General features: G+C 67.5%; 22 protein-coding genes. 6 read left to right on the top strand and 16 right to left on the bottom strand.

Annotated features, from left to right (window positions below; translation table 11 throughout):
- Positions 1 to 176: 176 nt before the first annotated feature.
- Positions 177 to 1,568 carry an NCS2 family permease gene (locus Q0A33_RS10115; RefSeq protein WP_291795829.1) on the bottom strand — a complete coding sequence of 464 codons (1,392 nt, stop codon included), beginning with the start codon at positions 1,566 to 1,568 and terminating at the stop codon, positions 177 to 179.
- 180 nt (positions 1,569 to 1,748) lie between these two features.
- Between Q0A33_RS10115 and Q0A33_RS10110 the strand changes: the two genes are divergently transcribed.
- Positions 1,749 to 2,732: a LacI family DNA-binding transcriptional regulator gene (locus tag Q0A33_RS10110; RefSeq protein WP_291795826.1), complete on the top strand. Its 984-nt coding sequence runs from the start codon at positions 1,749 to 1,751 to the stop codon at positions 2,730 to 2,732.
- A 30-nt stretch (positions 2,733 to 2,762) separates the two neighbouring features.
- Here the strand turns inward: Q0A33_RS10110 and Q0A33_RS10105 are convergent, their stop codons facing one another.
- The 5 genes from Q0A33_RS10105 to Q0A33_RS10085 are packed head-to-tail and all read right to left on the bottom strand — an operon-like array spanning position 2,763 to position 7,002.
- The gene (locus Q0A33_RS10105; protein WP_291795824.1) at positions 2,763 to 3,881 is read right to left on the bottom strand and encodes an FAD-dependent oxidoreductase; all 1,119 of its coding nucleotides are present in this window, start codon (positions 3,879 to 3,881) and stop codon (positions 2,763 to 2,765) included.
- A 17-nt stretch (positions 3,882 to 3,898) separates the two neighbouring features.
- Positions 3,899 to 4,672, bottom strand: coding sequence for an amino acid ABC transporter ATP-binding protein (locus tag Q0A33_RS10100; RefSeq protein ID WP_291795821.1), 774 nt, complete (start codon positions 4,670 to 4,672; stop codon positions 3,899 to 3,901).
- 13 nt (positions 4,673 to 4,685) lie between these two features.
- Complete coding sequence (locus Q0A33_RS10095) at positions 4,686 to 5,546, bottom strand: amino acid ABC transporter permease (RefSeq protein ID WP_291795817.1); 861 nt, start codon at positions 5,544 to 5,546, stop codon at positions 4,686 to 4,688.
- A complete protein-coding gene (locus Q0A33_RS10090) occupies positions 5,543 to 6,436 on the bottom strand; it encodes an ABC transporter substrate-binding protein (protein WP_291795814.1) in 894 nt (297 codons plus the stop codon). Before Q0A33_RS10090 ends, Q0A33_RS10095 begins: the two co-directional genes overlap by 4 nt.
- Positions 6,436 to 7,002: a cupin domain-containing protein gene (locus tag Q0A33_RS10085; RefSeq protein WP_291795812.1), complete on the bottom strand. Its 567-nt coding sequence runs from the start codon at positions 7,000 to 7,002 to the stop codon at positions 6,436 to 6,438. Before Q0A33_RS10085 ends, Q0A33_RS10090 begins: the two co-directional genes overlap by 1 nt.
- 186 nt (positions 7,003 to 7,188) lie before the next feature.
- Here Q0A33_RS10085 and Q0A33_RS10080 point away from each other — a divergent pair, with 186 nt between their 5' ends.
- Positions 7,189 to 8,625 carry an AbgT family transporter gene (locus Q0A33_RS10080; RefSeq protein ID WP_291795809.1) on the top strand — a complete coding sequence of 479 codons (1,437 nt, stop codon included), beginning with the start codon at positions 7,189 to 7,191 and terminating at the stop codon, positions 8,623 to 8,625.
- Positions 8,626 to 8,725: 100 nt separating this feature from the next.
- Here the strand turns inward: Q0A33_RS10080 and Q0A33_RS10075 are convergent, their stop codons facing one another.
- Positions 8,726 to 10,069: an MFS transporter gene (locus Q0A33_RS10075; RefSeq protein ID WP_291795806.1), complete on the bottom strand. Its 1,344-nt coding sequence runs from the start codon at positions 10,067 to 10,069 to the stop codon at positions 8,726 to 8,728.
- Between the two features lie 194 nt (positions 10,070 to 10,263).
- Here Q0A33_RS10075 and Q0A33_RS10070 point away from each other — a divergent pair, with 194 nt between their 5' ends.
- Positions 10,264 to 10,986 (top strand): sulfite exporter TauE/SafE family protein, encoded by a 723-nt coding sequence (locus Q0A33_RS10070; RefSeq protein ID WP_291795804.1) that lies wholly within the window; start codon positions 10,264 to 10,266, stop codon positions 10,984 to 10,986.
- A gap of 22 nt (positions 10,987 to 11,008) precedes the next feature.
- On the opposite strand, the gene Q0A33_RS10065 is transcribed toward Q0A33_RS10070, so the two are convergent.
- Positions 11,009 to 12,517, bottom strand: a complete 1,509-nt coding sequence (locus tag Q0A33_RS10065) for an AMP-binding protein (protein WP_291795801.1) — start codon at positions 12,515 to 12,517, stop codon at positions 11,009 to 11,011.
- Between the two features lie 27 nt (positions 12,518 to 12,544).
- Here Q0A33_RS10065 and Q0A33_RS10060 point away from each other — a divergent pair, with 27 nt between their 5' ends.
- Together Q0A33_RS10060 and Q0A33_RS10055 are read left to right on the top strand one after the other, a co-directional pair.
- Positions 12,545 to 13,213 (top strand): TetR/AcrR family transcriptional regulator, encoded by a 669-nt coding sequence (locus Q0A33_RS10060; RefSeq protein WP_291795797.1) that lies wholly within the window; start codon positions 12,545 to 12,547, stop codon positions 13,211 to 13,213.
- Positions 13,210 to 14,976 (top strand): acyl-CoA dehydrogenase family protein, encoded by a 1,767-nt coding sequence (locus Q0A33_RS10055; RefSeq protein WP_291795794.1) that lies wholly within the window; start codon positions 13,210 to 13,212, stop codon positions 14,974 to 14,976. Before Q0A33_RS10060 ends, Q0A33_RS10055 begins: the two co-directional genes overlap by 4 nt.
- On the opposite strand, the gene Q0A33_RS10050 is transcribed toward Q0A33_RS10055, so the two are convergent.
- The 3 genes from Q0A33_RS10050 to Q0A33_RS10040 form a co-directional block, all read right to left on the bottom strand.
- Positions 14,969 to 15,784: a hypothetical protein gene (locus Q0A33_RS10050; RefSeq protein ID WP_291795791.1), complete on the bottom strand. Its 816-nt coding sequence runs from the start codon at positions 15,782 to 15,784 to the stop codon at positions 14,969 to 14,971. The two genes, Q0A33_RS10055 and Q0A33_RS10050, sit on opposite strands and share 8 nt — an antisense overlap.
- A 443-nt stretch (positions 15,785 to 16,227) precedes the next feature.
- Positions 16,228 to 17,628: an FAD-linked oxidase C-terminal domain-containing protein gene (locus Q0A33_RS10045; protein WP_291795832.1), complete on the bottom strand. Its 1,401-nt coding sequence runs from the start codon at positions 17,626 to 17,628 to the stop codon at positions 16,228 to 16,230.
- 140 nt (positions 17,629 to 17,768) lie between these two features.
- On the bottom strand, positions 17,769 to 19,142 hold the full coding sequence (locus Q0A33_RS10040; protein ID WP_291795788.1) for an MFS transporter: 1,374 nt from the start codon (positions 19,140 to 19,142) through the stop codon (positions 17,769 to 17,771).
- A 281-nt stretch (positions 19,143 to 19,423) separates the two neighbouring features.
- Here Q0A33_RS10040 and Q0A33_RS10035 point away from each other — a divergent pair, with 281 nt between their 5' ends.
- Complete coding sequence (locus tag Q0A33_RS10035; protein WP_291795785.1) at positions 19,424 to 20,623, top strand: helix-turn-helix domain-containing protein; 1,200 nt, start codon at positions 19,424 to 19,426, stop codon at positions 20,621 to 20,623.
- A 33-nt stretch (positions 20,624 to 20,656) separates the two neighbouring features.
- On the opposite strand, the gene solA (Q0A33_RS10030) is transcribed toward Q0A33_RS10035, so the two are convergent.
- The 5 genes from solA (Q0A33_RS10030) to solA (Q0A33_RS10010) are packed head-to-tail and all read right to left on the bottom strand — an operon-like array spanning position 20,657 to position 26,003.
- Complete coding sequence (gene solA / locus Q0A33_RS10030; protein ID WP_291795782.1) at positions 20,657 to 21,808, bottom strand: N-methyl-L-tryptophan oxidase; 1,152 nt, start codon at positions 21,806 to 21,808, stop codon at positions 20,657 to 20,659.
- Positions 21,809 to 21,857: 49 nt separating this feature from the next.
- Positions 21,858 to 23,219 (bottom strand): TRAP transporter large permease subunit, encoded by a 1,362-nt coding sequence (locus Q0A33_RS10025; protein ID WP_291795780.1) that lies wholly within the window; start codon positions 23,217 to 23,219, stop codon positions 21,858 to 21,860.
- 2 nt (positions 23,220 to 23,221) lie between these two features.
- A complete protein-coding gene (locus Q0A33_RS10020; RefSeq protein ID WP_291795778.1) occupies positions 23,222 to 23,755 on the bottom strand; it encodes a TRAP transporter small permease in 534 nt (177 codons plus the stop codon).
- A 32-nt stretch (positions 23,756 to 23,787) separates the two neighbouring features.
- Positions 23,788 to 24,819 (bottom strand): TRAP transporter substrate-binding protein DctP, encoded by a 1,032-nt coding sequence (gene dctP, locus Q0A33_RS10015; RefSeq protein WP_291795775.1) that lies wholly within the window; start codon positions 24,817 to 24,819, stop codon positions 23,788 to 23,790.
- 53 nt (positions 24,820 to 24,872) lie between these two features.
- A complete protein-coding gene (solA, locus tag Q0A33_RS10010; protein WP_291795772.1) occupies positions 24,873 to 26,003 on the bottom strand; it encodes an N-methyl-L-tryptophan oxidase in 1,131 nt (376 codons plus the stop codon).
- Positions 26,004 to 26,291: the final 288 nt, after the last annotated feature.

Here is a 26,291-nt window from a genome sequence, read left to right as displayed (position 1 = left end):
GCGGCGAGCTCGCCGAAGGTATCGGCACGCTCCGTGCCGGGCAGATGGACGAGCAGATCTGTCTTCTTGCGCATTGGTCTCCTTGGGGCGGAACGGATCAGGCGGGATCCGACTGACGAATGAGGCCGACCGGCGAGGGAGGGCGGCACCTCCGTGGGTCGGGGCAGCCGAACGGGTCAGTGAACGGAAGTCACAAAGAAGTAGACGAGGAACGGGGCCATGATCCACATACCCACGCTCACCTCCCGCAGCCGCCAGGCAAAGATCTTCACCAGCACGTAGCTCAGGAGGCCTGCGGCAATGCCCGTGCCGAAGTTGCCCCACAACAGCGTGCACACGACTACGAGCGTCGCCGGAACTGCTTCGGTGAGATCGGAGACATCCACGCGGACGAAACCGGTGAGCATCTTCAGGCCGACGAACATGAGGACCGGCGCGGTCGCAGCCGCGGGGATCGCCGCGGCGAACGGTGCGAACACGAGAAGCAGCGCGAAGCAGGCCGCTGTCCACAGCGAAGTGAGCCCCGTACGACCGCCGGACTCGGACCCGGCAGTGGACTCCGCGTAGGTCGTCACGCTGGGGGCTGCGAGGAGGGACCCCGCGATGATCGCGGTGGAGTCCACGATGAAGGGCTTGCGCATCTGAGAATCAGGCAGGCCGACCTTCTCTGAAACTGCCATGACGATGCCGGTGGCGGAGAAGAACTCCGCAGCGAAGAAGGCGAAGAGATAGGGAAGATAGTGCGGAGCCAGTGCACCCATGACGTCGATGTCCAGAATCAGCGGGCCCACACCTTCCGGCGGCTGGAGCAGGTCGCCGGTGATCTCCGTGAGCCCCAGTGGGATGCCCACCAGGGTCAGCCCCACGATCACGATGACGAACGATCCGGGCACCTTCCGCGACTGCATTCCCACGAGCGCCACGAGCCCCACAAGAGCGACCACAGCCGAGGCGCCGCCCAGATCGCCCAGCTCGAGGGAATCCTCACCTGCAACCACGAGACCCGCTGAACGGAACCCGATGAACGCAATGAACAGGCCGATGCCGGAGCCGATCGCCAGCCGGATGTTCGTAGGGATCATCTGCGTGATGAGGCCGCGGATTCCGAAGAGAGTGAGAAGTAGGAAGGCCACACCAGACCAGAAGACCATTCCCATCGCAACCGGGTACGGGACGCCTTCGCCCAACACGAGGGTGTACGCAACGAGGGCAACACCGCCGAGGCCGGGCGCCAGCACAAACGGCATGTTCGCGTACAGGCCCATGAGGGCGGTGGCGAGCACCACGACGATGAGGACCGCGGTCGTCGCGGCTCCGCGGGGGAGACCTGCATCCGCCAGCATACCCGGAATGACGACTGCGGAGTACGCCGATGCGAGGAACATGCTGATGCCGGCGGTGAACTCCCGCCAGCCAGTCGAGCCCCGGGAACGCAGCCGGAAGATGCGCTCACCCCAGCCTGCATTTTCAGAAAGAGCGGAGCGGTCGTCCTCCGCACCGCCCGCCACGCCGGTTGCATCTGCAGAGTTGCGGACGGGCTCAGCGCCGCCGGCGAATTGCGATGTCACGTATCTTCGTCCCCTCAGCTCCCCGCGACAGCCCTGCGCTGTTCGCCCCTCTGCGTCAGCAGTCAGGTCTCCGGACCGCTGATGCAAGCGCTTGCAGACCATGGTTCACTCCCCCGCACAGCAATGTCAAGACTTCGGCTACTGTGACGGACAACGACGGCCACACGGAGAGGAGAAGGGGTGGTTACCCTCGACGACGTTGCGCGCCTGGCCGGTGTCTCCTCCGCCACGGTCTCGCGCACTCTCTCCCGCCCGCAGATGGTCGCGGCCTCCACGCGTGAGGCCGTCCGCTCCGCCGCGGAGCGTCTTGGCTACCAGCACAACGCCTCGGCGCGGGCATTGGCCACAGGGCGTACCATGCTGATCGGGTTCTCCGTCCCCTCACTGGCGAGTTCGTACTTCCCACCTCTCATCGCTGGTGCACAGAACCGCGCCGAAGCTGCCGGCTATGACCTCGTGGTAGCGGATTCACGCTCGGACCCGCAGCGGGAAGCCTCACAGCTCGCACGTCTGCGAGGGCGTGTCGATGCCGTGCTGCTCGCCGGGACACGCCTGGCCGACCCCCACCTCGCCGAGCTCGCGGACGCGATCCCCGTCGTTACCTTCAACCGCGTCGTACCCGATGTTCCCTCCGTCGCCATCGACACAGCTCCCGCCTTCGCAGAGCTGGGCCGGCGGCTGCGTGAGGGCGGACACTTGCGCGTCGCGTACGTGGGCGGACCTGCAGGCTCGGCCGCAGATGGAGCCCGGCTGTCCTCGCTCACAGCTGGGTTCGGCCAGGCGGTGGAGGTATTCGGGCCGGTCGAACCGACCTTTGGCGCCGGAGTCGAGGTGGCCGATCTCCTCGCACCGACCGGTGTCACCGCCGCGGTGGCCTACAACGGACTCCTTGCTCTAGGCCTCATGCACGGACTGGGGACCCGAGGGCGGAGAATCCCCGAGGACTTCACAGTGGCAGCGGGTGACGACCTCATCGGCTCTGCACAGGCTCTCAACTCACTGATGACCGTGCTTCAACCGGTCGAGGAAGCCGGGCGGGACATGGTCGACATCGTCCTCGCCCAGCTGGATTCAACCGCTCCGGAGTCCGCCGCGACACCCCGGCGGACACTGACTGCGCGAGCAGACATGTCCCGCGACCCGGAGCGCGAAGATCCGAGCTGAGGAGGTCTCCGTCTCCCTCGGGCACCGCGGCTACCGGTCGAACCGACTAAGAGCGAAGGCCGGGAGTCTCGCCGCCTCACCCGAGAGCACCTGAGCAGCGTGCTCGCCGAGCGCGCAGCACATCTTGAAGCCCTTGCCGGAGAAGCCAGTGGCCGCGAAGATCCGCGTGTGCCGATCCGCCCAGTCGAGAATGAAGCCTCTGTCCGCGGAGTAGAGGTCCGGATACACGGCCGAGCGCACAGGTACGGGGTGTAGACCCGCGAACGAGGCGGCGACCGCCGCCTCACAGGTGCGCAGTTCCTCCTGCTTCGGTCCCTGCCCGTAGTCATAGCCGCCAGCCTCGAACTCAAGCGGCTGATGGGAGACGATCCCCGATACCTTCACATGCCGTCCGTCCAGGGCTGGAGCACCGTACATGTGATGGTCTCCGGTCTCGCGAGTGAAGACGGGGAAGGACCTCGGCGCATAGGCAACAGGTTCCTGCGCCTGGAACCAGGTCATGAGCAGGCGCCGAGGCTCGGTGTGGCGGCGCACGGCCTCCAAGAGCATGCCGGACCGAGCTCCAGCCGCGACGACGACCTTCTCGACCTGCCAGGTGCCCGCCGCAGTCACCACCTGCGCCCCTGCCTCTGTCGACTCGACCGAGAGCACCTGTTCCTCCACCACTTCCGCGCCCGCGGTGCGGGCGTCCTCGACCGCTTGCCTGACGACGACGTCCGTGCGCACGAATCCGCCGGAAAGGTCGAGGAAGCCGATCTCACTCGGGCCGCAGAGATGCTGTGGATATTCCCGTCTGAGCTCATCCCCGTCGAGCCTGCGGTAGGGGATGCCGAAACGCTCCCCGTACCTCGACAGCGTGTCCGCGGCCTCACTTGCGGCCTCCACAATGCTCAGCGCCCCACACTGGACGAACGAGTCCGGGCTGGTCCGGTTCGCGTCCCCCCAGAGCTCCAGGGCACGTTCGAGGAGGTCGTGGTATTCAGGCCCCTCGAGGTAGAGACGCCGGTAGAGGCGGGTGTCGCCGCCTACCGCGGACCGGTCGTTGGCCACGCCACCGGCCTCGAAACCCACGACGCTGTGGCCGGCCCGCGCCAGGGAGCGCAGAGCGAAGGAACCGGCGGAGCCCAGCCCCACTACGGCGTATGTCACGTGTCCGCTCATCGCTCTCACGCCCTTCGCAGCTCGGAGAAGAACTTCCTGGCGCGCTCGCTCTGCGCGTGCTCGACCACCCGGACGGGCGGGCCCTCCTCTACGATCACTCCCCCGTCCATGAAGACGACGCGATCGGCGACGTCAAGGGCGAACTGCACCTGGTGCGTGACGACGAGCATCGTCATGCCCTCCGCAGCCAGCTGCTTGATGACGCTGAGGACCTCGCCCACCAGCTCGGGATCCAAGGCTGAAGTCGGCTCATCGAAGAGCATGATCCGCGGCTGCATCGCGAGAGCCCGTGCGATCGCCACCCGCTGCTGTTGGCCGCCGGAGAGCTGAGAGGGATAGAACTCGGCCCTGTCTGAGAGCCCCACCCGCTTCAGCTGGGCACGCGCAGCTTCGGCCGCCTCCACCTTTGGCATGCGGCGGACCTGCACCGGCGCTTCCATGACGTTCTCGAGCGCGGTCATGTGTGGGAAGAGATTGAAGCGCTGGAACACCATGCCGATCTCGCGGCGAGACTCCGCGAGCCTCTCCGGCGATGTCACCCGGAGCGTGCCGGGCGCAACCTCCTCATAGCCCACCCGCTTGCCGAAGACGAGCACATCCCCAGTGGTGACGACCTCGAGCTGGTTGATGCAGCGCAGGAGGGTCGACTTGCCGGAGCCCGAGGGCCCGAGCAGGCAGACGACTTCCCCCTCTCGTACGTCGAAGCTGATGTCGGTGAGAACCTCATTGTTCCCGAACCGTTTGGAAACATGGGTGATGTCCACCGCGTTGCCACTCATCGGTTCACTCTCCTCACTTGGATGTGACGACATGCGTACTCCGGCTGAAGTACCGCTCAACCCGCCCCTGGACAAGGGTGAGCACCGTGACCATCACCAGGTACCAGATGGAGGCGACAAGCAGCAGCGGGATCACCTGGTAGTTGGACGAGTAGATGATCTGTGCGGAGTAGAGCAGGTCGTTGAGCGCGATGACGCTCACCAGCGATGTGGTCTTGAGCATCGAAATGACCTGGTTCCCCGTGGGCGGGACGATCACCCGCATCGCCTGCGGGAGGATGATCCGCCGCATGATCTGCCCGGGCCTCATGGCCAGCGCCTCGGCGGCCTCGGTCTGACCCCGGTCGATCGAGAGGATGCCGGAGCGGATGATCTCCGCCATATAAGCCGATTCGTGGAGTGCGAGCGCGAGGAACCCTGCCATGAACGGGCTGATGAGCTCGTTCGCGTTGAGCTCCAGGAAGGCCCCGGTTCCCGGCACCCCGATGCCCAGCGTGGGGAACAGCGCCGCGAGGTTGAACCAGAACAGCAGTTGCACCAGCAGCGGAATCCCTCGGAACAGCCAGATGTAGCCCTCAGCGACGACGTGCAGCTGAGTGGCCTTGGACAGCTTCATGAGGGCCAGTACCGTCCCGATCACGGTGCCCGCGACCATGGAGAGCACCGTGAGGAGGAGGGTGTTGGCAATGCCCACGAAGATGTTGGGATCGAAGAGGAAGCCGCCCACTGTCGCCCAGCGGAAGTTGGGATTGGTCGCGACGACCGCGGTGAGGACCACCACCAGCGCGAGCACCCCATAGCCGAAGATCCGTGTTCCGGTCTTCCTGGGCGGGAGAATCTCCGTGGTCACGGTCGCTTGGGCATCACTGCTCATCTCTCCACCTTCGCTTCGTCGATGCCGAGTTCGCGCATCCCGTACTTGTCCAGCAGCCTCTCGTAGACCCCGTTGTCCATGAGCTCCTGCACCGCAGCCGACATCGCCTCGGCCATGCCCGTATCCTTGGGCACGCCGATCCCTACATTGGAGCCCTCGGTCATCCGCGCCCCCTCCTCGATCCGGGGCTCCTGCGCCGAGGCGAAGGCCAGCACGGGCCCGTCCATCGATGTCGCATCGACCCGACCACTCAGCAGGGCGAGCGCGGCCTTCTGCTGGTCAGGAAAGGCAGAGACGTCCACCGGCGGGAGCCCCTCGGAGCGGCACTCCTCGGAGAGGTCTGGGAGCACCTTCGTCATCTGGAATGACCCGGTCGCCACACCCACTGTCTTCCCGCAGAGACGCTCGGGATCCACCCCTGCCGGGTTGCCCGCGAGGACTCCCAGCCCGGTCGAGGAGAAGTAGTACTGCACGAAGTCCAGCACTTCGAGCCGCTCCGGTTCGATGCTCATATTGGAGAACGTGGTCTCGTAGCGACCGGCCTCGATGCCGGGGATGATCTGGTCGAGGGTCACGGCGTGGATGTCCACCTCCAGGCCCAGCACTGCCCCCACCTGTCGAGCGAGGTCGGGATTGAACCCTTCGACCTCGCCAGTTGCCGTGTCAGGAACGTTGAGGGGTGCCATTCCGTCACTCGTCACCACAGTGAGGGCACCATCCTCGGCGACGTCCTCGGGCACCATCTGTGCGATCGCGGCGATTTCGCCCGTGAGCGGGACATCGTCACCCACGGCGAGCGCGCCCGTGGTCTCCGTCTTCACGGGAGTGCAGCCGGCGACCGCGCACATGAGAGCGGCGACCGCGATCGCGGTTCCGGCGGCTCGGCGCATCAGACAACACCGCCCTTCTGCCTGACGACGACCCAGTGGATCCGCGCCGGGGAGTCCGAGGTGTTGGAGAACTCGTGTTCGACCTCCGAGGGGAAGTGGATGCTGTCTCCCGCTTCCAACACGGCGGAGGAATGGTCGAGTCGCACCGTAACCTCGCCTTCCAAGACGTAGATCAGTTCCGAGCAGCCCGGGTGTCTGTTGTCTCCTCCCGTGGACCCGCCAGGACGGAGGTCGACCTCGTAGATGTCGACGGCCTGCCCGGTCTCCTTGAGGATGGCCTTCTTCGTAACGCACTCATCAGCACGCAGGACCTCCCGCTCTCTACCCCTCACCGGAGTGAGAGGGGGCGGCTCGGGGGCGAAGAGGTCCCCGACCGTGATCCCGAGCGCCCTGCAGAGGCCGCTGATAGTGGCCACCGAGGCATTGGCCTTGCCACTCTCAATGCCGCTGAGATGCCCCACGCTGATCTCCGCTTCCCTCGCCAGCTCGCGCATGGAGCGGCGCTGCATGAGACGCGCGGTGCGCAGCCGGGCACCGAGCAGATCGACACCGGTGTCTGATCGCATAGACAGTCCTTCACGTAGTGCTCGGCCTGCCGAACACAAGGGAGAAAGTGTTCATTCAACCTAGACTGTGATTTCCATCACCGTCAAGACCCACCGACAGACGCGTGCCGCGTCATCACCTCGGCAGTCTCAGAATCGGCGCCACCGCGCACTTCGCAGCACCGTCATGTATAAACTTCCGGAACTATGCATGAAACTACGGACAAGCCGTCCAGCAAGCGCGGCGGGACGGGCTTCCTGTCCAAGCCGAGGATCCCGCACACCTACGCCCTCATCTTCTCCGTCGTGGTGCTGGTGGGCATCGCCTCGTACCTCATCCCCTCCGGCGCCTTCGAGCGCATCGAGCAGGACGGCCGCGAGATGGTCGTGCCGGGCTCCTTCACCACGGTGGAGAAGACCCACATCGGCTTCTTCGACATCTTCACCGCCGTTCCCCGCGGCCTCGCGGAGGCCTCACAGATCGTCTTCTACATCTTCCTCGTGGGCGGCGCCTTCGGCATCATCAAGGCGACCGGAGCCATCGACGCCGGGATCAATGCGCTGGTCACGCGGATCGGCCGCAGCGAGCGTCTCATCATCCCGCTCGTCATGCTCACCTTCTCCGTACTCGGCTTCACGGTGGGCCTCTCCGAGGAGTGCATCATCTTCGTGCCCATCGGAGTGGGCATCGCCCTCTCCCTGGGATACGACGCGATCGTCGGAACGGCGATGGTCTCGATGGGTGCCGCGGCCGGATTCATCGGTGGCATGATGAATCTGTTCACCGTGGGTATCGCCCAGGGGATCGCGGAAGTTCCCCTGTTCTCCGGCCTCTGGTTCCGCGCCGCCGTCTATGTCGTCATCCTCGCCGTGGGCATCTTCTATGTCATGCGCTACGCGGACAAGGTCAAGCGCGACCCGCGCAACTCGATCCTCTACGGGCGGATCGGCGGACCCGGATCCACCGCCTACGCCGTCAGCGAGGAGATCCCGGAGCTCACCCCGCGCCGCGCAGTCGTCCTGATCGCACTCGCCGGCGGAATCGTCGTGAACATGGTGGGCGTCTTCCAGTGGGGCTGGTTCCTCGACGAACTCGCCGCCAGCTTCTTCGTGGTGGGCCTGCTCTGCGGTCTCATCGGCGGTATGGGCGTGAACGGTTCGTTCGCCGGCCTCGTCGACGGCATGCGGGAGGTGGTCTTCGGCGCGCTGATCGTGGGGTTCGCCCGGGCGATCCTCGTCGTCATGCAGGACGGCCAGACCCTCGACACGATCATCAACGCCATCGCGGAGGGGATCTCGCACTGGCCTTCCGTGCTCACCGTGCTGGGCATGTTCGTCTTCCAGTCGATCCTGAACTTCTTCATCCCCTCCGGCAGCGGCATGGCCGCCACCACCATGCCGCTCATGGTGCCGCTCTCGGACCTCCTGGGCATCGACCGGCAGGTCGCTGTCCTGGCCTACCAGTACGGCGACGCGATCACGAACTCGATCATCCCCACCTCCGGCGCCCTCATGGGCTACCTCGCCGTCGCCCGCATCCCCTACGAGCTGTGGGTGAAGTTCATCTGGCGGCTCATCATCCTCTGGAGCGTCATCGCCGCCGTCGCTCTGGTGATCGGCGCGACCTTCGGCGTGCCCGCTTGAGAAGCACCTCCCTCAGCCGCAGACGGAAGCGGCGCAGAGTCCCGTTCTCTGCGCCGCTTCGTGCTGAGCAGCCCGGCCCGGCGGGCCCGCCCCGCAGGCCTCAGCCCACCGTCGCCGCAGCCTCGGCGAGCCCGCGTCTGCGCATGAGCTCCGCCTCCTTGCGCCGCACCGGCCCCGCACAGCTCACGGCCACGAGCGAGAGCACGGCGAGCCCGATGAGATAGGCGGCGATCGGCCACCACGCGCCTTCGAACTCCGAGAGCATCCAGGTGGCGATGAGCGGTGCGGTCCCGCCGAACACCGCCGCGCCGATCTGATACCCCAGCGTCACGCCGGTGTAGCGGACGCGAGTGCTGAAGATCTCCGAGGTGAAGGTGCCCAGCGTCGCGGTGACCGGCGGCCAGACGATCCCGAGGCCGATCACGACCGCCGCGTAGATCGCCCAGTCCATCCGCAGGTCGAGGAGGAGGAAGAACGGCACCGCGAAGATCCCCACCAGTATGGTGCCGCCGAGGAACATGGCCTGGCGTCCGGTCCTGTCCGAGAGCCGCCCCATGAGCAGGATGACGATCGTGCTGACGAAGGCTCCCGCGCTCACCGCATTGAGCGCCGTCGACCGCTCGAAGTCCAGGATGCCGGTGGCATAGCTGACGACGAAGGTCGCGAAGACGTAGAACGGGCCGGTCTCCACGACCTTGGCACCCACTGCCACGAGGACGGAGCGCCAGTGGTCCCGCAGGGTGTCCTTGATGGGCAGCTTCGAGACGTTGCCGGAGGCCTGGTTCTCCCGGAACGCCGGCGTGTCCGCCAGGCCGTTGCGGATCCAGAGCCCCACGATCACGAGGATGATGCTCGCGAGGAAGGGCAGGCGCCACCCCCATGCCTCGAACTGCCCGTCCGGCAGCGAGCTCACCAGCGAGAAGGCGAGGGTGGAGAGCAGCATGCCGATGGTGATGCCGGTCTGCGGCACGGAGCCGAAGAACCCGCGACGATGCTCCGGCGCGTACTCGAACGCCAGCAGGAGCGCGCCACCCCACTCACCGCCGATCGCCATGCCCTGGATGATGCGGCAGAGGATGAGCAGCAGCGGCGCGAGGATGCCGACCTGGTCGTAGGTGGGCAGCAGGCCGATCGCCACGGTGGCCCCGCCCATGAGCGAGAGCGTGATGACGAGGGTCTTCTTCCTGCCGATCCGGTCGCCGATGTGCGAGAAGATCACTCCGCCCACGGGCCGGATGAAGAAGGTGAGGGAGAGCGTGAGGTAGGCGAGCATCTGCGAGATCAGAGGATCGTCGGAGGGGAAGAACTGCTTGTCGAAGATGATCGCCGCGGCGGTGGCGTAGAGGAAGAAGTCGAACCACTCGATCGCGCTGCCGCTGAGGCTGCCGATCAGCACCCTCCTGTTGGTCGCCGGCGAGTTCGCCGCCGGTGCCTGCTGGGTCATCGGGTCTCCCGTATTCGCCTGGATCGCTCCAGTGGTGTGGCTGGTCAGCGTTCGATAGTGGCAAACCTCACGCATGTTGTCCAGCCGGTTCACAGTCCGCACCAAGGCAGCATGGAGGTCGAGCTCCGCAGCCCACCCCTCCGCATGGCGGGCAGCCGAGAGCAATCCGGTCAGAGCTGACTATTCTGGCTTCCGTGGAGATCATCGGCATAGGACTCGTCATCCTCGCGGCCTCGTGCCTGCAGGGCGCCATCGGCTTCGGCCTCGGCATGATGGCCGCTCCCGTCCTCGCGATCGTCCGGCCGGACCTCCTCCCCGCCACGCTCATCCTGCTGACGGTGGCGCTGTCCGTCGCGATGTTCCTGCGCGAGCGCACGAGCGTGGACTGGCGGATCGTGATGTGGGCGCTCATCGGGCGGATTCCGGGTGTGGTGCTGGGCGCGCTGGCCGTCGCGCTCCTGCCCAGCACCGCGCTCTCACTCATCCTGGCAGCAGCGGTTCTGGGCGGCGTGGCCTTCAGCCTGGTCGGCTGGAAGCCCGCGCCCACCACGGGAAACGTGATGATCGCAGGAGCGGCCTCCGGACTCTTCGGCACCTCCACGAGCATCGGCGGACCGCCCATCGCCCTGGTGATGCGCAGCCTCGCGCCCTCGCAGATCCGCGCGACGATCAACGCCTACTTCACCTTCGGCACCGCGATGTCGCTGACCGGTCTGGCCCTGGGCGGCGCGCTCACGCTCCACCACGTCCTCGCCGCCGCCTGGCTGGCCCCCTTCATGGTCGTGGGCCTCCTGCTGTCCTCACTCGTGCTCACGCGCATCAGCAGCAGAGCGCTCTTCCTCATCGGTGTGATCGCGTCCGTGCTGGGCGCGGCCATCGTGATCGTGCAGGCGGTGGGGGCGCTCACCGCCGGCTGAGCGCCCCTATCACAGGCATGCCTCAGCCGGCCAGCTCCGCTGCGTCCTCGCGCAGCCTGTGCTTGAGCATCTTGCCGGAGGGATTGCGCGGCAGCGCCTCCCGCAGCACCACCTCACGCGGGATCTTGTACCGGGCCAGCCGCGGCTCCAGGAACGTGCGCAGTGATTCCGCAGTCACCTCGGCCCCCTCCACCGGGGTGATGAACGCGACGAGCTGCTGGCCCCACTCCGGGTCCGGCCTGCCCACCACGGCGACGTCCGCAACCTCCGGGTGGAGCGCGATCGCCTCCTCGACCTCGAGTGAGAAGACGTTCTCCCCGCCCACGATCACCACGTCCTTCATCCGGTCCACCACGTACAGGTAACCGTCCTCGTCCACCCGCGCGATGTCCCCGGTCTTGTACCAGCGCCCCTCGAACGCGGCGGCGGTGGCCTCCGGATTGCCCAGGTACTCCTTCATGGTGGTGTCCGCGAGGAACCAGATCTCCCCGGACTCCCCCGGAACTGCGTCCTCCCCCGCGGCGGTGACCACGCGCATCTGCACGCCCAGCATCGCGGCACGGCCGATGCTGCCGGGCTTGCGCAGCTGCTCCTCCGGCCTGAGCACGGAGCCGCTGGGCCCGGTCTCGGACATCCCGAAGAGCTGGTAGTGCCCGCCCGGCTGATAGCTGCTGACGATCTTCTCCGTCGCCGCTGCATCGATGGGCGCGCCGCCGAACGTCCAGCGCCGCACGGTCGAGAAGTCGAAGTCCGCGAAGTCCCGCCCCGCCGCCTGGCAGGCGCGGAAGGGCGCCAGGTACGCCACCGTGGGGCCGAAGAAGGTCGTGATCGACTCCTGCGCGATCATCTCCAGCGAGCCGATGGGGTGGTACTCCCGCTGCAGGACCACGGTGCCGCCCATGAAGAGGACCGGCAGCGTGCAGACGTTGAGCGGTGCTGAGTGCCAGATGGGCATCGCCACGAGGATGCGCTCGTCGCTCTCGTAGCCCAGGTTCAGGGAGAGCTGAGTGGCGAGCTGCACCAGCGTGCGGTGGAGGTGCACGCACCCCTTGGGCGCACTCGTGGTGCCCGAGGTGTAGAGGACCTGGGCGGGTGCCTCGTCATCGTCGTGGGTCTCCTCCCACGGCTCCGCCTCCGCGATGAGCGCGGAGAGCTCCGCGGTGGTGAGCCATCCGATGTCCGGCCCGCCCCTCCGGGCGATCTCCGCCAGCTCCCCGCTCACCACTCCCAGCACTGTGCCCGAATGCCGCACGGTGTACTCCACCTCCGGCGCCTGCATCTTGTGGTTCACCGGCACGAACGTGGCACCCAGGATCCAGGAGCCGAAGGCGGTGAGCAGGAACTCCGGCTCGTTGAAGGACATCGCCGCCACGGTGTCCCCGGGCTTCACGCCGCGGTCCGCGAGCACACGGGCGGCCTTCTCCGCGTCCTCCAGCAGCGCGCGATAGGTCCACCGTCGCTCACCGCTGACCAGTGCTTCTCCCTCCGGAACGCGCCTCACGGTCGTCCGCAGCATCGTGCTGAGCTTCATTGCCCACTCCCTGTGCTAGGTGTCACAATGCGTCTATTGAACCACGATTCAATTCTTGCCGGAAAGGAGCGCAGCACCCTGTACAGATCCACCCCGCGCACGCGGCAGAACGCGGCGGACCGCGCCGCCTCCATCGCGGAGGCCGCCCGCGCGCTCCTCACGGAATCCGGCTTCGCAAGCGCGACGGTGAAGTCCGTCGCCGCCCGTGCCGGCTGCTCCCCCGGCTTGCTCTACACGTACTTCCCGGACCGGGCAGCGCTCCTGCGCGGCGCCTTCGCCCACGCCGCGGGGCACGAGCTCGCGGCCGTGACCCGCGCGCTGGAGGAGGCGGAGACCATCGCCGAGGCCGCCTCGGGCCTCGTCTCCACCTTCATCTCCCGCGCACTGGCCGGCGCACGCCTGGCCGACGCCCTCCTCTTCGAGGCCCTGCCCGCGGACGTCGAGACCGAGCGGCTCTCCTTCCGCACCAGCTATGCCGCGGCGATCGCCGCCCGTCTGCAGGCCGGCGTGGACGCCGGCGAGATCCCGGAGCAGGACACCGGCCTCACGGCACGCGCGCTGTCCGGGGCCCTGAGCGGCTGCCTGCAGGAGCCCATCCACGATTCCGGACGCAGCGAGTTCAGCGAGGCGGAGGCCGCAGCGCTCATCGCGGACATGACCGTCTTCACCCATCGAGCCATAGGAGTCTCACCATGACCACGCACACCGTAGAGAACCAGGCGGCACCGCGCACGGAGGTCGACGAATTCGCCGCGAACACCGCACTCGTCGAGGCCGTGCGCACGTACGCGCCCGCGGCAGATCTCGCAGAGCTCTCACGGATCGGCATGCTCGTGGGCAGCGCTTCGTTCCAGCACGACGCCGCCCTCGTCCACGAGAGCACGCCCCGGCACTCCAGCCACGACCGCTGGGGCCACCGCGTGGACCATGTGGAGTTCCACCCCGGCTACCATCGGATCATCGGCGAGGCGCTCGCAGCGGGTGCCCACTCCGCCGCCTGGCAGGCCACCGGGCCCGGTGCGAACGCGGAACGCGCGGCGCGATTCATGCTGTTCAGCCAGGTGGAGCCGGGGCACGGCTGCCCGGTGTCGATGACGCATTCGGCCGTCGCCACCCTGCAGGGCACCCCGCACGCGGACTTCTGGGTGCCGCGCCTGCTCTCCCGGGAGTACGACCCCCGCCTCGTCGACGCCGCGGAGAAGGACGCCGTGACCTTCGGCATGGCGATGACGGAGAAGCAGGGCGGCTCCGACGTCCGGGCCAACACCACCCGCGCTGTGCCGTACGAGGGCGCCCCACAGGGATTCGGCGGCGTCACGGAGGGGCACTTCCTGCTCACGGGCCACAAGTGGTTCTGCTCCGCGCCGCAGTCGGACGCCTTCCTCGTGCTCGCACAGCTGGAGGAAGGGGTCAGCTGCTTCCTGGTGCCCCGGATCCTGCCCGGCGGAGAACGCAATCCGCTCTGCATCCAGCGCCTCAAGGACAAGCTGGGCAACAAGTCCAACGCCTCGAGCGAGATCGAGCTGGACGCCGCGCACGGCTGGCTCGTGGGAGAGCCAGGCCGCGGCGTGCGCACCATCATCGAGATGGTCAGCCGGACGCGCCTGGACTGCATCCTCGGCTCCGCGGCGGGAATGCGGCAGGCCGTCGCGGAGGCCGCCTGGCACGTCTCGCACCGCTCCGCGTTCGGCGCGCGGCTCATCGACCAGCCGCTCATGCGCGCTGTCATCGCAGACCTCCAGCTCGAGGCCGAGGCCGCCACCTGGACCGCACTCCACATCGCCTCGGCGCACGACGCCGTGGGCGCGGGCGCACACGCAGGTCAGGACACCGCCTCCGGCACACGCGCTCCCGCGGGCACCGGCGCCACCGCAGAATCCGGTGACGCCGCGGAGTTCCGCCGGATCGCCACTGCCGTCGCCAAGTACTGGGTGTGCAAGCGCGGGCCAGAGCACGCCTACGAGGCGCTCGAGTGCCTGGGCGGCAACGGCTACACGGAGTCCTTCCCGCTGGCCATGCGCTACCGGGAGCAGCCTGTGATGGCGGTCTGGGAGGGCTCCGGCAATGTCATCGTCCTCGACGTCATCCGCGCGCTCTCCCGCAGCCCGCAGAGTGCCAAGGCGTTCCTCGCCTACCTGGAGTCCGGGCTGGGGCGGTACGCGGACTTCGATGCGGCCTACGAACGCCTCGCCGCTGATCTCACCCGGGCCGCGACGGTGATCGAGGGCGGTGACGCGGGTGCGATGGCACAGCTCCAGCAGGGCGGCCGCGTGCTTGTGGAACGGATGGCGCTGCTCCTGCAGGCCGCCGTGCTGCAGGAGTCCGCGCCCGAGGCCGTGGCCGAGTCGTTCGTGCTTGCGCGCCTGGGCGCGGACCGGGGCCGCGAGTACGGCGCACTGCCTCCCGGCGTGGCGATCGACCTGCTGGTGGAGCGCTCCACGGGCACCTCACTCAGGTGAGAGGTGCGCTGTGCGGAGTGGACTGCGGTCCGGCGAAGGTACGGTGCCGGGCGAACCAGGCCGAGGCGCGCGGCAGGAACGCACACACCACGCTCGCGGTGCCGAGCAGCAGGAAGCAGGTCATGAGGATCGGACTGAGGGGTGTGACCAGGAAGAACGCCAGCACCAGCGCGGCGAGCGCGATCCAGCGCGCGCGGCCTCGGCCGGCGAGGACCCGCCACGCGTAGAGCGCGAAGGCGGCGATCACCACGACGCCCATCGTGATGCCCACTGCCAGAATCACCTGGGCGAGCCCGGAGGAGACCTCGCCGGCGGTGGTGAGCGCCTCGGCCTCCGTCGTGCTCCCCGCGCTCTGCAGCAGGAATCCGAGCATGCGCAGCGTCCGTCCGCTCGTGGTCGCCATCATGATGATCGCCGCGACCACGAACAGCGGCGCGACGAGCCCCAGGATTGCAGCAGCACGCACCTCCCACGGGCGCAGCGGCCGGCCCTGTGCGTCGACGGGTACGGAGCTCGCGGCCCGGTACGCCTCCTGGCTCCGCTCCCAGGCCGCGGTGGAATGCGCGGCGGCGGTGTCGACGACCTGCTGTCCGCGTGCGGCCGCCGCTGAGGAGTGCTCGGCCGCTCTGGTGAAGACCGCATCCGCCGCCGAGGCCCCCGAGTCCGTCCAGCGACGGGCACGGTCCGCGGCGTTCTCGCGGATCGCGTCTCGCTGCTGCCAGCCCTCCCGCGCTGCGCCGGCGGCCTTTGCGGCAGCGCCCTGCAGGTGCTGCGCGCCCCCGGCGGCGGCTGTCCGGCCGCGATCCACCAGTGCTGCGCCGCGCTCACGCCACCCACCGGAGGCCGACGGCTGTGCGTCCGGTCCGCGCGGCTGCTGCGAGCCTGCATGAGGCGGCTCCGGCTGGGGCCGCTGCGCTTGGGGCTGGGGCTGAGCCTGAGGCCACTGCGCTTGCTGCTGGGGTCCCTGCTCCTGCGGCTGGGGCCATTGAGCACCCTGCGGCTGCGCCCCTGCTCCCTGCGGGGACGGGTCGTGCATGGGCTCCGGCATGGGACACCTCGGCGATCGTCTGTGCCTGCCGCGCTGGCCTGCGGGCAGATCGTCCTGCTGACACGATCCTCCACGGCACTCCGCGAGAAGGCAAGGCGAACACTCCCGGCAGGTCCGAGACACTGGCTCCGCACAGCGCGAGCATCCGTGCGTCGACTCACCGCGCGGCGGCAGGCAGCAGGCAGCCGCCCAGGGCACGCAGCTCAGATGTGGGAGAGCATCTTCCCCGGGTTGAGGATCCCGTGCGGGTCGAGGGCGTCCTTGACGGCCCGCTGGGCCCACCGGGATCCCTCGTCCAGCTCCTTCGCCAGCCAGCTCGCCTTGAGGTGCCCCACCCCGTGCTCGCCCGTGATCGTGCCGCCCAGCTCCAGGCCGATCCCCATGATCTCCCCGAACACGGACTGGGCCTTCTCCGTCTCCGCGGGATCGTTCGCGTCGAAGAACACGGACGGGTGCGTGTTGCCGTCACCGGCATGCGCCACCAGGGCGATCGTGAGGTCGGACCGCTGCCGCAGCTGCGTGAGCCGCTCGCAGAACTCCGGCATGGCCGCACGCGGAATGCACACGTCGTCGAGCAGCTGTCCGCCGCCGTGGGCGTGCGCGAACTTCTCGTACGCGGGCTGGATCATCCTGCGCGCGGCGATGAGTGCGGCGGAGTCCGCGGGATCATCGGAGACGGCCACGTCGAGCGCGCCCGCGGCCTCGGCGACGGCCTGGAACTGCTCCAGCATGGCCGCGGCCTCGGCCGGCGTCTGATCGAACTGCACCAGCAGCATCGAGCCGGCTTCCTCGTCCAGACCGAAGTCCCCGTAGGCGGTGAGCATCCGGATGCTCGTGCCGTCGAGGAACTCGAAGAGGCTGGGCTGCCCGCCGGCTGCCATGAAGTCCGCGACCGTCTGCAGGCCGGAGCGCTCGTCCGGGAAGATGCCGATCGCGGTGACGGGCTCCGGCATCAGCGGGATCAGCCGCAGTGTGGCCTCGACGACGACGCCCAGTGTGCCCTCGGAGCCGATGAACAGCCCACGCATGTCCAGACCGGCCACACCCTTCGCCGTCTGCGGGCCGAAGGTGGTGCGCGTGCCGTCTGCGAGCACCACGTCGATGCTGCGGACGTAGTCCCTGGTGACGCCGTACTTCACACAGCACAGCCCGCCGGCGTTGGTGGCGATGTTGCCGCCGATCGAGGAGATCGCCACCGAGCCCGGGTCCGGCGGGTAGGACAGCCCGAACGGCACCAGGTGGTCCTTGAGGTCCTGGTTGATGATGCCCGGCTGCACCCGCACGGTGCGTTCGGCGGTGTTGACCTCCAGGACCGCGTTCATCGCGGAGACGTTGAGGAGGATCGCACCCTCGCTCGCATTCGCGCCGCCGGAGATGCCGGTGCGCGCGCCCTGGGGCACCACGGGGACGCGGTGCGCGTGGGCGAATCGCAGAGTCTCCTGCACGTCCTCCGGAGTCTTCGCCCGCACCAGCGCCACCGCGCCGTCGTGCGGGCAGAACAGGGCCTCGTCCTTGGAGTGTGCGCTGATGACGTCCGGGTCGACCACCAGGACGCCGTCGCCGAGGCGGGGGCCGAGCTGTTCGGCGATCTGCGCCGGCCCCATCCGCACGGCGCTCGCCCGAGCTGTGTCCGTCCGTGCCGTGTCCATCCGCGCGCTGTCCATGGGACGAGGTCTCCTTCACGTGTGGGGGCGGGTGCCGGCGCCCATCCACGGTGCCGGACCCGGTAAGGCTACTCCTGCACTCACTCCGCCGGGACGGTCTTCTGCACCGGCGCGCCGCCGCGCAGCGCCAGGACGATGATGCCGGCGACCACCATGGCGCCGCCCACCGCCCACATGCCCGCGTTCGAGGTGCCGGTGAGGTCCGTGAGCCAGCCCGTGACGTAGGGGGCGAGGAAACCCGCGGAGTTGCCGATCGTGTTGATGAGCGCGATGCCGGCTGCCGCGGCCGCGCCCGTGAGGAACGCCTGCGGCAGCGGCCAGAAGCACGGCAGCGCGCAGCAGATCGCCACGCAGGCGACGGTGACGGCGATCATGGTGGTGAACGGCGAGGTCAGGTAGAGGGCCACGGAGATCGCCACGGCGCCCACGAACAGCGGCAGTGCGGCGTGCCAGACGCGCTCCCCCGTGCGGTCGCCGTGACGCGACCAGAGGAACATCGCCACCGCGCCGAACGCGTAGGGGATGGCGGTGATGAGACCCACCTGGACCAGGCTGAACTCCGTGCCGAACCGCTCGGAGAACCCGGTGATGATCGTGGGCAGGAAGAAGCTGAGGGCATAGAGGCCGTAGACGGAGCCGAAGTACACGAAGCCCAGCGCCCACACGCGCACATTGCCCAGGGAGGCCTTCACACCGGTGTGGTGGGAGGCGGCGGTGGCATCGGCCTCGGCGTCCATGCGGCCCTGCAGCCAGGTGCGCTCGTCCGCCGTCAGCCACTTCGCGTCCTTGGGGCGGTCCGTGAGGTAGAAGATGCACATGATGCCCAGCGCCACGGCGGGCAGGCCCTCGATGAAGAGCATGAAGCGCCAGCCGGAGAAGTCGAAGAGGGAGTTGCCCACCTCGATGAGCCAGGTGGAGAACGGCGCACCCACGACGTTGGACAGCGGGATGGCAAGCATGAAGAGGGCGGTCGCCCGGGCACGCACGCTGTTGGGGAACCAGTAGGTGAGGTACAGGACGATGCCCGGGAAGAAGCCGGCCTCGGCCACGCCCAGGAAGAACCGCACCACGTACAGCCAGCCGGCGTTGGGCACGAACGCCATGACGGAGGCGAGGATGCCCCAGCTGATGAGGATGCGGGCCAGCCAGACGCGCGCGCCGAACTTGTGGAGAGCGAGGTTCGACGGCACCTCGAGGAGGAGGTAGCCGAAGAAGAAGACGCCGGCGGCGAAGCCGAACTGCGTGGCTGTCAGCCCCAGCTCCTCGTTCATGCCGCCCGGACCCGCGATGCTGAGGTTCGTCCGGTCGAGGTAGTTGATGAAGTACATCGCGATGATGAACGGGATGAGGCGGAGCGTGACCTTGCGCAGGATGCGCTTCTCCGTCACGGCGTCCTGCTGGGCGGCTGCGCTGCCGCCGGGAGCGCCTGCCGGCGCGCTGCTGTCGTGTGGCATGAAGGGATCATATAGGCGCTGGGCGCTTCCGCGAGCACCTCAAGGGCTTCCGTGAGACCGACCCTCGTCGCAGACCGCAGCGACGTCGATCTAGCGGGCCAGGCTCTCCCGCTTTCGAGGCAGGGCAGGTTCTCGAGGACCAGCGCCGCTCGCCTCGACCGCCGTTTGCGCGTGCAGACGGACCCGCGGGGAGCTGATCACCACGTCCCCACCCGCGAACAGTGGCCGCAACGCAGAGACGCCGTGTTCCATCGCGGTGACCTGCGCGGTACCTTCGACATATGTCGAACAGAGACACGATCATGGATGTGATCGAAAGGCTCGCCCATCGCATCCGCCGCAGCGTCGCCGTGGACGACGAGGATCTCAACTACATCGGGCACAGCTCTCACCAGTTCGGTGACGAGGACATGATCCGCCTTCGCACCCTGGTCGAACGGCAGACTCCGGGGCCTGTGCGCGAATACGTCTTCTCCCATGGTCTGCGCACGTGGACGGAACCGTATCTGCTGCCGGCAATGCACAGATTCGGGTTCGAGAACGACCGGCTCATCTATCCGCTGCGCGCGGGAACCGAACTGCTCGGGCTCATGTGGATCATCCACGACGACGCCTTTTCCGAGAGCGACTATGCCGCATGCCGGGAGGCGGAGGAGGAACTCGTGGAACTGATGCTGGATCGTGCGGTCCGCCGGGTGGAGACGGATGAGGAGATAGGCGAAGCACTGCGTTCTCTCCTCTCCGAGGAATCCACTTGTCGCACCGCTGCCCTGGACACGCTGCGCGCCCGCGGTCTCTTCGGCACTGGTCGGCATGCTGTCGCCGTGGTCATCGGCTCCGCTCCGGGAGCACAGGCAGCGGCGACGGATCCCGACGTCCTCTCCACTCTGCGGCGCGCATGGAGTCAGAGCACCTCAGCCCGGGACTGCCAATCGCTCACCCTCGTGGGAGACCACGTGTTCGCGCTCCTCGACACCGTCGAGGCCGACGGAGGCGCCGCCCGCATCGTCACCGATTCTCTGCTCCGGCGTCTTGAGGCCCTGCGCCCCGATGCCGCAACCGGCACCCGCATCGGAATCGGAGGGCCTGTGGTTCCCGAAGATGCCCGTGTCTCCTACGACCAGGCCCGAGCTGCCCTCACATTCACGGAGGCACAGACCGACCGGCGCATCTTCTGGGACGATCATCCTCTCTGGGGTCTCCTGCACTGCGCGGTGCCTGCGCAGATCCCGTCCGCCGGTCTGCCTGCACTTCTGCGCAGCGCGGTGGACGCGCAGCCTGCCGAGTCGCTCGCGACTGTGCGGTCCTTTCTGGACGCCGGAGGGAACGCCGCCGCGACGGCACTGGAGATGCACCTCCACCGGACGACCGTCTACTACCGACTCCGACAGTTCGAGGAGGCGACCGGAACGGATCTCAGCTCCGGACACGATCGGCTCATGCTCCATCTCTGGCTCGTGCTCCGCGACCGTGTCCGGTGATCAGCCGTGTCCCCCGCCGGTGCGGTTCCTGACTCACACCCGATAGTCGAGGAAGGGGAGCACCGGGAACCGCTCAGGCAGATAGGCGGCGAGGTCTGCGTGGGACTCACCATGCATGAGGTAGTCCGCAGCAGCGGATCCCGTCGCCGGACTCATCTTGAATCCGTGCCCGGCCATTCCCAGCGCCAGCACGACCCGAGGGTCACGCCCACTCGGGCCGAGCAGGAATCCTCGGTCCGAGACATGTGCATCCATACCCACCGCATGGCGCACACTGTGCGGAAGGAGCCCAGGCAGCCATCGGCGCACATAAGCGTCGGTGAGCTCGACTACCGAGGCAGCGATTTCCTGGTGCATGTCCGCAGCGTGCGCAAGCCGATCGACAGGGGCAGCGAAGCCCACCTTTGCGGTCAGTCCGTCGACAGAGGGCCAGCTCCCGAAGATGTGCTCAGCACCCTGGCGTTCCAGAATCGGCTCACGCGCGCTTCCTCGCTCATGCGCAGGAGCAAGCGGATACCAGGACACGAGGAAGCGTTCGACCTCCAGGTGTGGAATGTGATCCGGGAGCAGGTCGCGGCCCCAAGGCCCAGTGGCCATCAGAACCTTGTCGAAGCACCAGTCCTCGCCCGCAGCTCGGACGACAACGCCGTCTGCCGTCAGGTCCACCGCCTCGACGCGGGTGCGGCTGAGCAGACGCGCCCCGCGCCGCTGGGCAGCACCGGCGGCCGCAGCGACTGCAAGGCTCGCATGCACCTGCCCTGCCGCCTCTTCGAAGATGCCCACCTCGTCGTCGACGACGGCGAACTGCGTGAACCGCCGACGCATCTCCCCTGCGGTGAGGACCTCATGCGCGAGCGAGAACTCCTGACAGTTCTGCGCCACGCCTCGGATGAAGGACGAGTCCGCGCGACCCACGTACAGGCCTCCGCACAGATCGAGGAGCCGCTGCCCCGTCTCCTCCTCGAGTTCCCGCCAGAGCGGGATGGCGCGTTGCATGAGAGGCACGCAGCCTGCTTCTTCGGAAGCCGTGCGCACCCACCGTGTATCGCCCGCGGCTGCACCCCTCTGGTGGCCGGGCCAGTGCTGCTCGAAGCCGACGACCTCCCGTCCGCTCCGGGCAAGGTGCCACAGCGCCATGGCACCCAGAGTGCCGGTTCCGATGACGCCGAACTCGGCTCGCTGCATGTCTGCTCCGTTCTCGCCCGCGCCGATCCACGGTCGGTCGCGCGTGCGCTCAGTAATCGAGGATCATCTGTGGCAGCCAGAGCGAGAGCTCCGGGATGTACGTCGTGGCAATGAGGGTGGGAATCCAGGCGCAGAAGATCATGACCAGCGTGGGCTTCATCATCTCGTTGATGGGTGCGTTGCCCAGCTGACTGCCGAAGTACAGCAGCGGGGCCGTGGGCGGAGTGATGTTCGCCATGCCGAGGTTGACCCCCAGGATCGCCGCGAAGTGGATGGGGTCCACTCCGATCCCCACCGCAACTGGCAGCAGGATGGGCGTGATGAGCAGCGTGCCGCTCACATCGTCGATGAGCATGCCCAGGATGATGATGAAGACATTGATCATGATGAGGATGACGACGGGGCTCTCCGAGATCGCGAAGAGGAAGTCCCCCACTGCCGTAGGCAGGTTCTCCATCGTGAAGACCCGGCTGAGGATCATCATCGCGTAGGCCATCACCATCACCACGCCGGTGGTGCCCGCCGCCTCGATGAGCACCTCCCTGAGCTCGAAGACGCGCAGGCGGCGGTACACCCACAGACCCACCGGAATCGCATACAGCGCAGCCACCACAGCGGCTTCGACGGTAGTGAAGACACCACCGTAGATTCCGCCCAGAATGATGACCGGGAGGACGAGTGCAGGAATCCCCTTCACCGTCTTCGCCCCGAACGCCTTCGCCTGCGTTCCGAACGGCATCCGCTCCGGGACCTGCGGGGAGACCGGCGTCTCTCCCATCCTGCCCATCGCCCCCGCCTTCGCTCCCACCGAGACCCCACGACGCATCCTGCCTCGCATGAAGATCAGATTGATCGCACTCAGCAGGACCAGGAGGATGATCCCCGGCAGCAGTGTCGAGAGGAACGCGGCCAGTACGGAGACGTTGGCGATCCAGGCGTAAAGGATCATGATGCCGCTGGGAGGGATGAGCAGGCCCAGGATGGAGGCGTTCGCCACCAGTGCCGCCGCGAACCCTCGCGGATACCCCGCGCGGTGCAGCTTGGAGAACATGATCGAGCCGATGGTGGAGAGAGCGGCGAGTGCGCTGCCGGAAATGGAACCGAAGATAGCGCACGCGACGACGGTCGTGACTCCCAGACCACCTCTGATACGCCCCAGCAAGACCTCCGTCCACTCGACGATGACATCGCCCAACCCTCCGCGCTCAATCAGCTTCCCTGCGATGATGAACAGAGGGATCGCAAGGAGCAGAGGCGAGTTCAGCTGACTGTAGCCGTAGGGCAGGAGGAAGATCGGGTCGTAGTCGAGGCTCACCACGAGGAAGATCGCCACACCGAGGAACGTCCAGAAGACTGGCACTCCCACCACCAGCATGACGATGAGCAGGAGCAGTCCGATGAGAATCTCCATGGTCAGTCCTCTCCTTCTTCCCGTGCGAGCGCACGGTCTTCCCCTGCATCGCGCACCTCGCGCGCCGCTCTGAGGACTTCGGTGAGCGCGTACAGGGTCATGAGCACGAATCCGCAGGTGACGGCGCTCTGCGAGAGCAGCAGCGGCAGCCCGAACACGCTAGTGGTCCCTCCTCGCTCCGCACTGCTGACGAGGTAGAGCACACCCCACCAGGTGAACACGAGGGCCAGACCCAGGCTGATGACCGCGATCACCAGCCTGAGCACCGCCCGCGCCCGCTCCCCGCGCAGGTACACCTGCAGCACGTTCGCAGAGATGTGGCTGCCCTGATGGGAGGCATACGACGCACCGATGAAGTACATCCAGAGGGCGGGGATGACGATGAGCTCGTTCATCCCCAGGATGCTCGTCCCGAAGGCGTACCTGAGCACGACCTCGCTGAAGAGCCCCACGATGATGAGCGCGCAGGACAGGAACATGATCCATCGCTGCACTGCGAGGAGCCCTCGCGCGCCTGCTGCCAATGCAGTCTTCATATGCACCACCTCCAACCGCTCGGGGTCAGCTCTCAGTAGTCCAGGCCCATGGACTCAGCGACCTTCTCCAAAAGCTCCACCTGCTGCGGGTCGTCGAGGGCCGGCCACGACTGGGTGCGCGAATGCTCGGCGAGGGAGCGCAGCTCCTCCTCGCTGAACTCGACGACCTCGGTGCCCTCGTCTGCGAGCTTTCCGCGGTACTCCTCCTCCATCGACTCCGCGATCTCGTAGCTGTTCTCGGTCAGCTGCAGACCGGCCTCGCGCATGACCTCCTGGTCCTCGACGGACAGCCCTTCGAAGGTCTCCTGGTTGATGAGGACATGTGTCGTCTCGAAGAAGTTGTTGTACTGGTAGTAGTGGTCGATGACATCCCGGAACTGAAGGTAGTTCACCAGCGGATGGCCCCCGGTCCAGCCCTCGACCGCGCCGGTCTGCAGCCCCTGGTAGACATCGGCGTATGCCATGGAGACAGTGCTGAACCCGAGGTCCTGCGTGTTCTTCGCGGTGATGGCGATCTCCGGGACCCGCAGTTGCACGCCCTTGTCGACGGTGGGGTCGGCCGGGTCTGCCGCCGGTTTGTTCGTCGCTATCCCCCCGAAGCCCTCCGCGAAGAGCCCCAGCAGCTCGATGCCCTGATCCTGGTGAATCTCCCGCATCGACTGCCCGAGGACGGAGTCGAGGGTGTAGTGCTCGTGCACGTCCTCGTACGTGGTGACCAGATAGGGCAGGAACTGGATCTCCAGTCTGCTGTCCAGGTGGGTGGGCGTGGAGATGAGCCCCATGTCCACCGTTCCCTGACTGATCTCCTCGTACATGAGGGTGTAGTCACCCAGCTGATTGTTCGGGTAGATCTCCATCGTCACCCGACCGTCGGTCCCCTCCGCCACGGCCTCGGCCATCGCCTCGAGCTCCGTGGTGTTGGGGTGTTCCTCGTTGTTCTGCCCAGCCACCCGCAGGGTGATGCCTCCTCCACCGCCATCGGTGCTGCCGCAGCCGGCTGCGGCGATGCCCAGGGCCAACGCTGCTGCGACGCCCGCGGCACGTGTGTACATGGTCGTTCTCATGACTCCTCGATTCCTCGGGGGCGATCCCCGCATTCGCTGGACGAGCACACCACTCAGGACAGATAGCGCCCCGGTGCCAGGTGATCGATGCCGTGCGCTGTGGATCCGGTGAGGACGAGATCCTTCCCGATCTCCCCCATGACTGGTGCGAGCTTGAAGCCGTGGCCGGAGTAGCCGCCCATGACGAACAGCCGTTCGCTGCCGGGGACCGCACCCACCACTGCGTGCTCGTCCGTCGTGTACCCGTCCATGTGCACCGAGATTCGTGCGGGATCTGGTCGCAGGCCGTTCATGCAGCGCTCCACCTCGCCGTTGATGTGGCGAAGCTCTGCGAGCTCGACATCGCGGTGGAGAGCGCCCGGGTCGGGCACGTCGCCGAAGGTGTCGACGCTGCCGATCTTCGTCATCGTCCCCTCCAGCGCGGGCACACCGAAGATGTCGATGGGACCGCCCACCCTGCCGAAGACCGGGAAGCTCTCGGAGGCGAACCGCGCCGGCTCGGAGGAGAGATACCAGGTCATGACGATCTTGCGCGGGACGAGGTTCTCCTCCAGTGCCGGGAAGAACCGCGCCGTCCACGGTCCGGCCGTGACGATCACGCGATCGAACTCGTGGCTGCGCCCTCCGGCGCTCACCCTCACGCCCGCGGCCGTCTCCTCGATCGCCTCCACCTCAGTGTGCCGGTGGATGACCGCGCCCAGGGTCTCTGCCCGCTCCGCGGCTGCGAAGACTGCCAGCTCCGGGCGCATGAAGCCCGCCTCCCGGTCCAGGACCGCGATCTCACCCTCGCCGAGCCGGTGCTGCGGGTACCGGCGCATCGTCTCCTCCGCTTCGAGGATCTCGTGGTCGATCGCGAACTCGCGCACCGAGCGGATGACATTGGCGATCCTGGGGTGATCGCGCGGCCCGATCATGAGTCCGCCGCAGAGGGTGAGAAGCTCGAGGCCCGTCTCCTCCCCCAGCTCCTCCCAGAGCTTCCGCGAGGCCTTGAGGAGCGGGACGTAGTCGGCGCCCTCCATGTAAGCCGTCCTGAACATGCGGGACTCTCCGCCCGCCGCGGAGCGGTCGTGGCCGATCCCGAACTGCTCGAAGCCGACAGCCTCGACTCCCGCCTTCGCCAGCTGCCACAGGACCATGCTGCCCATGGACCCCACGCCGATGACACCGATTCTGGGCTTCGTCATGTGTCTGAGACTCCTCATTCGCACTGACCGCGTGACCTCCGACACACGGTGCTCTCATGCAATCAGACCCCGCTCGCGCGGTCTTCAGTCAGGAGTCAAAACGCGAGCCGCGTGGGTTAGACAACGGGGGGACGCACGCGGGGCGCGGGGGGGCGGCGCGCCAGGCAGCCGGGGCGCCGGGCCCAGGGGCGCAGGGCGCACGGAGCTCGCGATGAGCGTGTTCGGCCAGACGTACGGCCGTGGCGCCACCGGCAAGGTGTTCGTCCGCGGCCGTGAGGTGGACACCTC

The organism is Brevibacterium sp., from assembly GCF_022712115.1.
Lineage (GTDB): Bacteria > Actinomycetota > Actinomycetes > Actinomycetales > Brevibacteriaceae > Brevibacterium > Brevibacterium salitolerans.
This window is presented reverse-complemented; position numbering and strand designations above follow the sequence as displayed.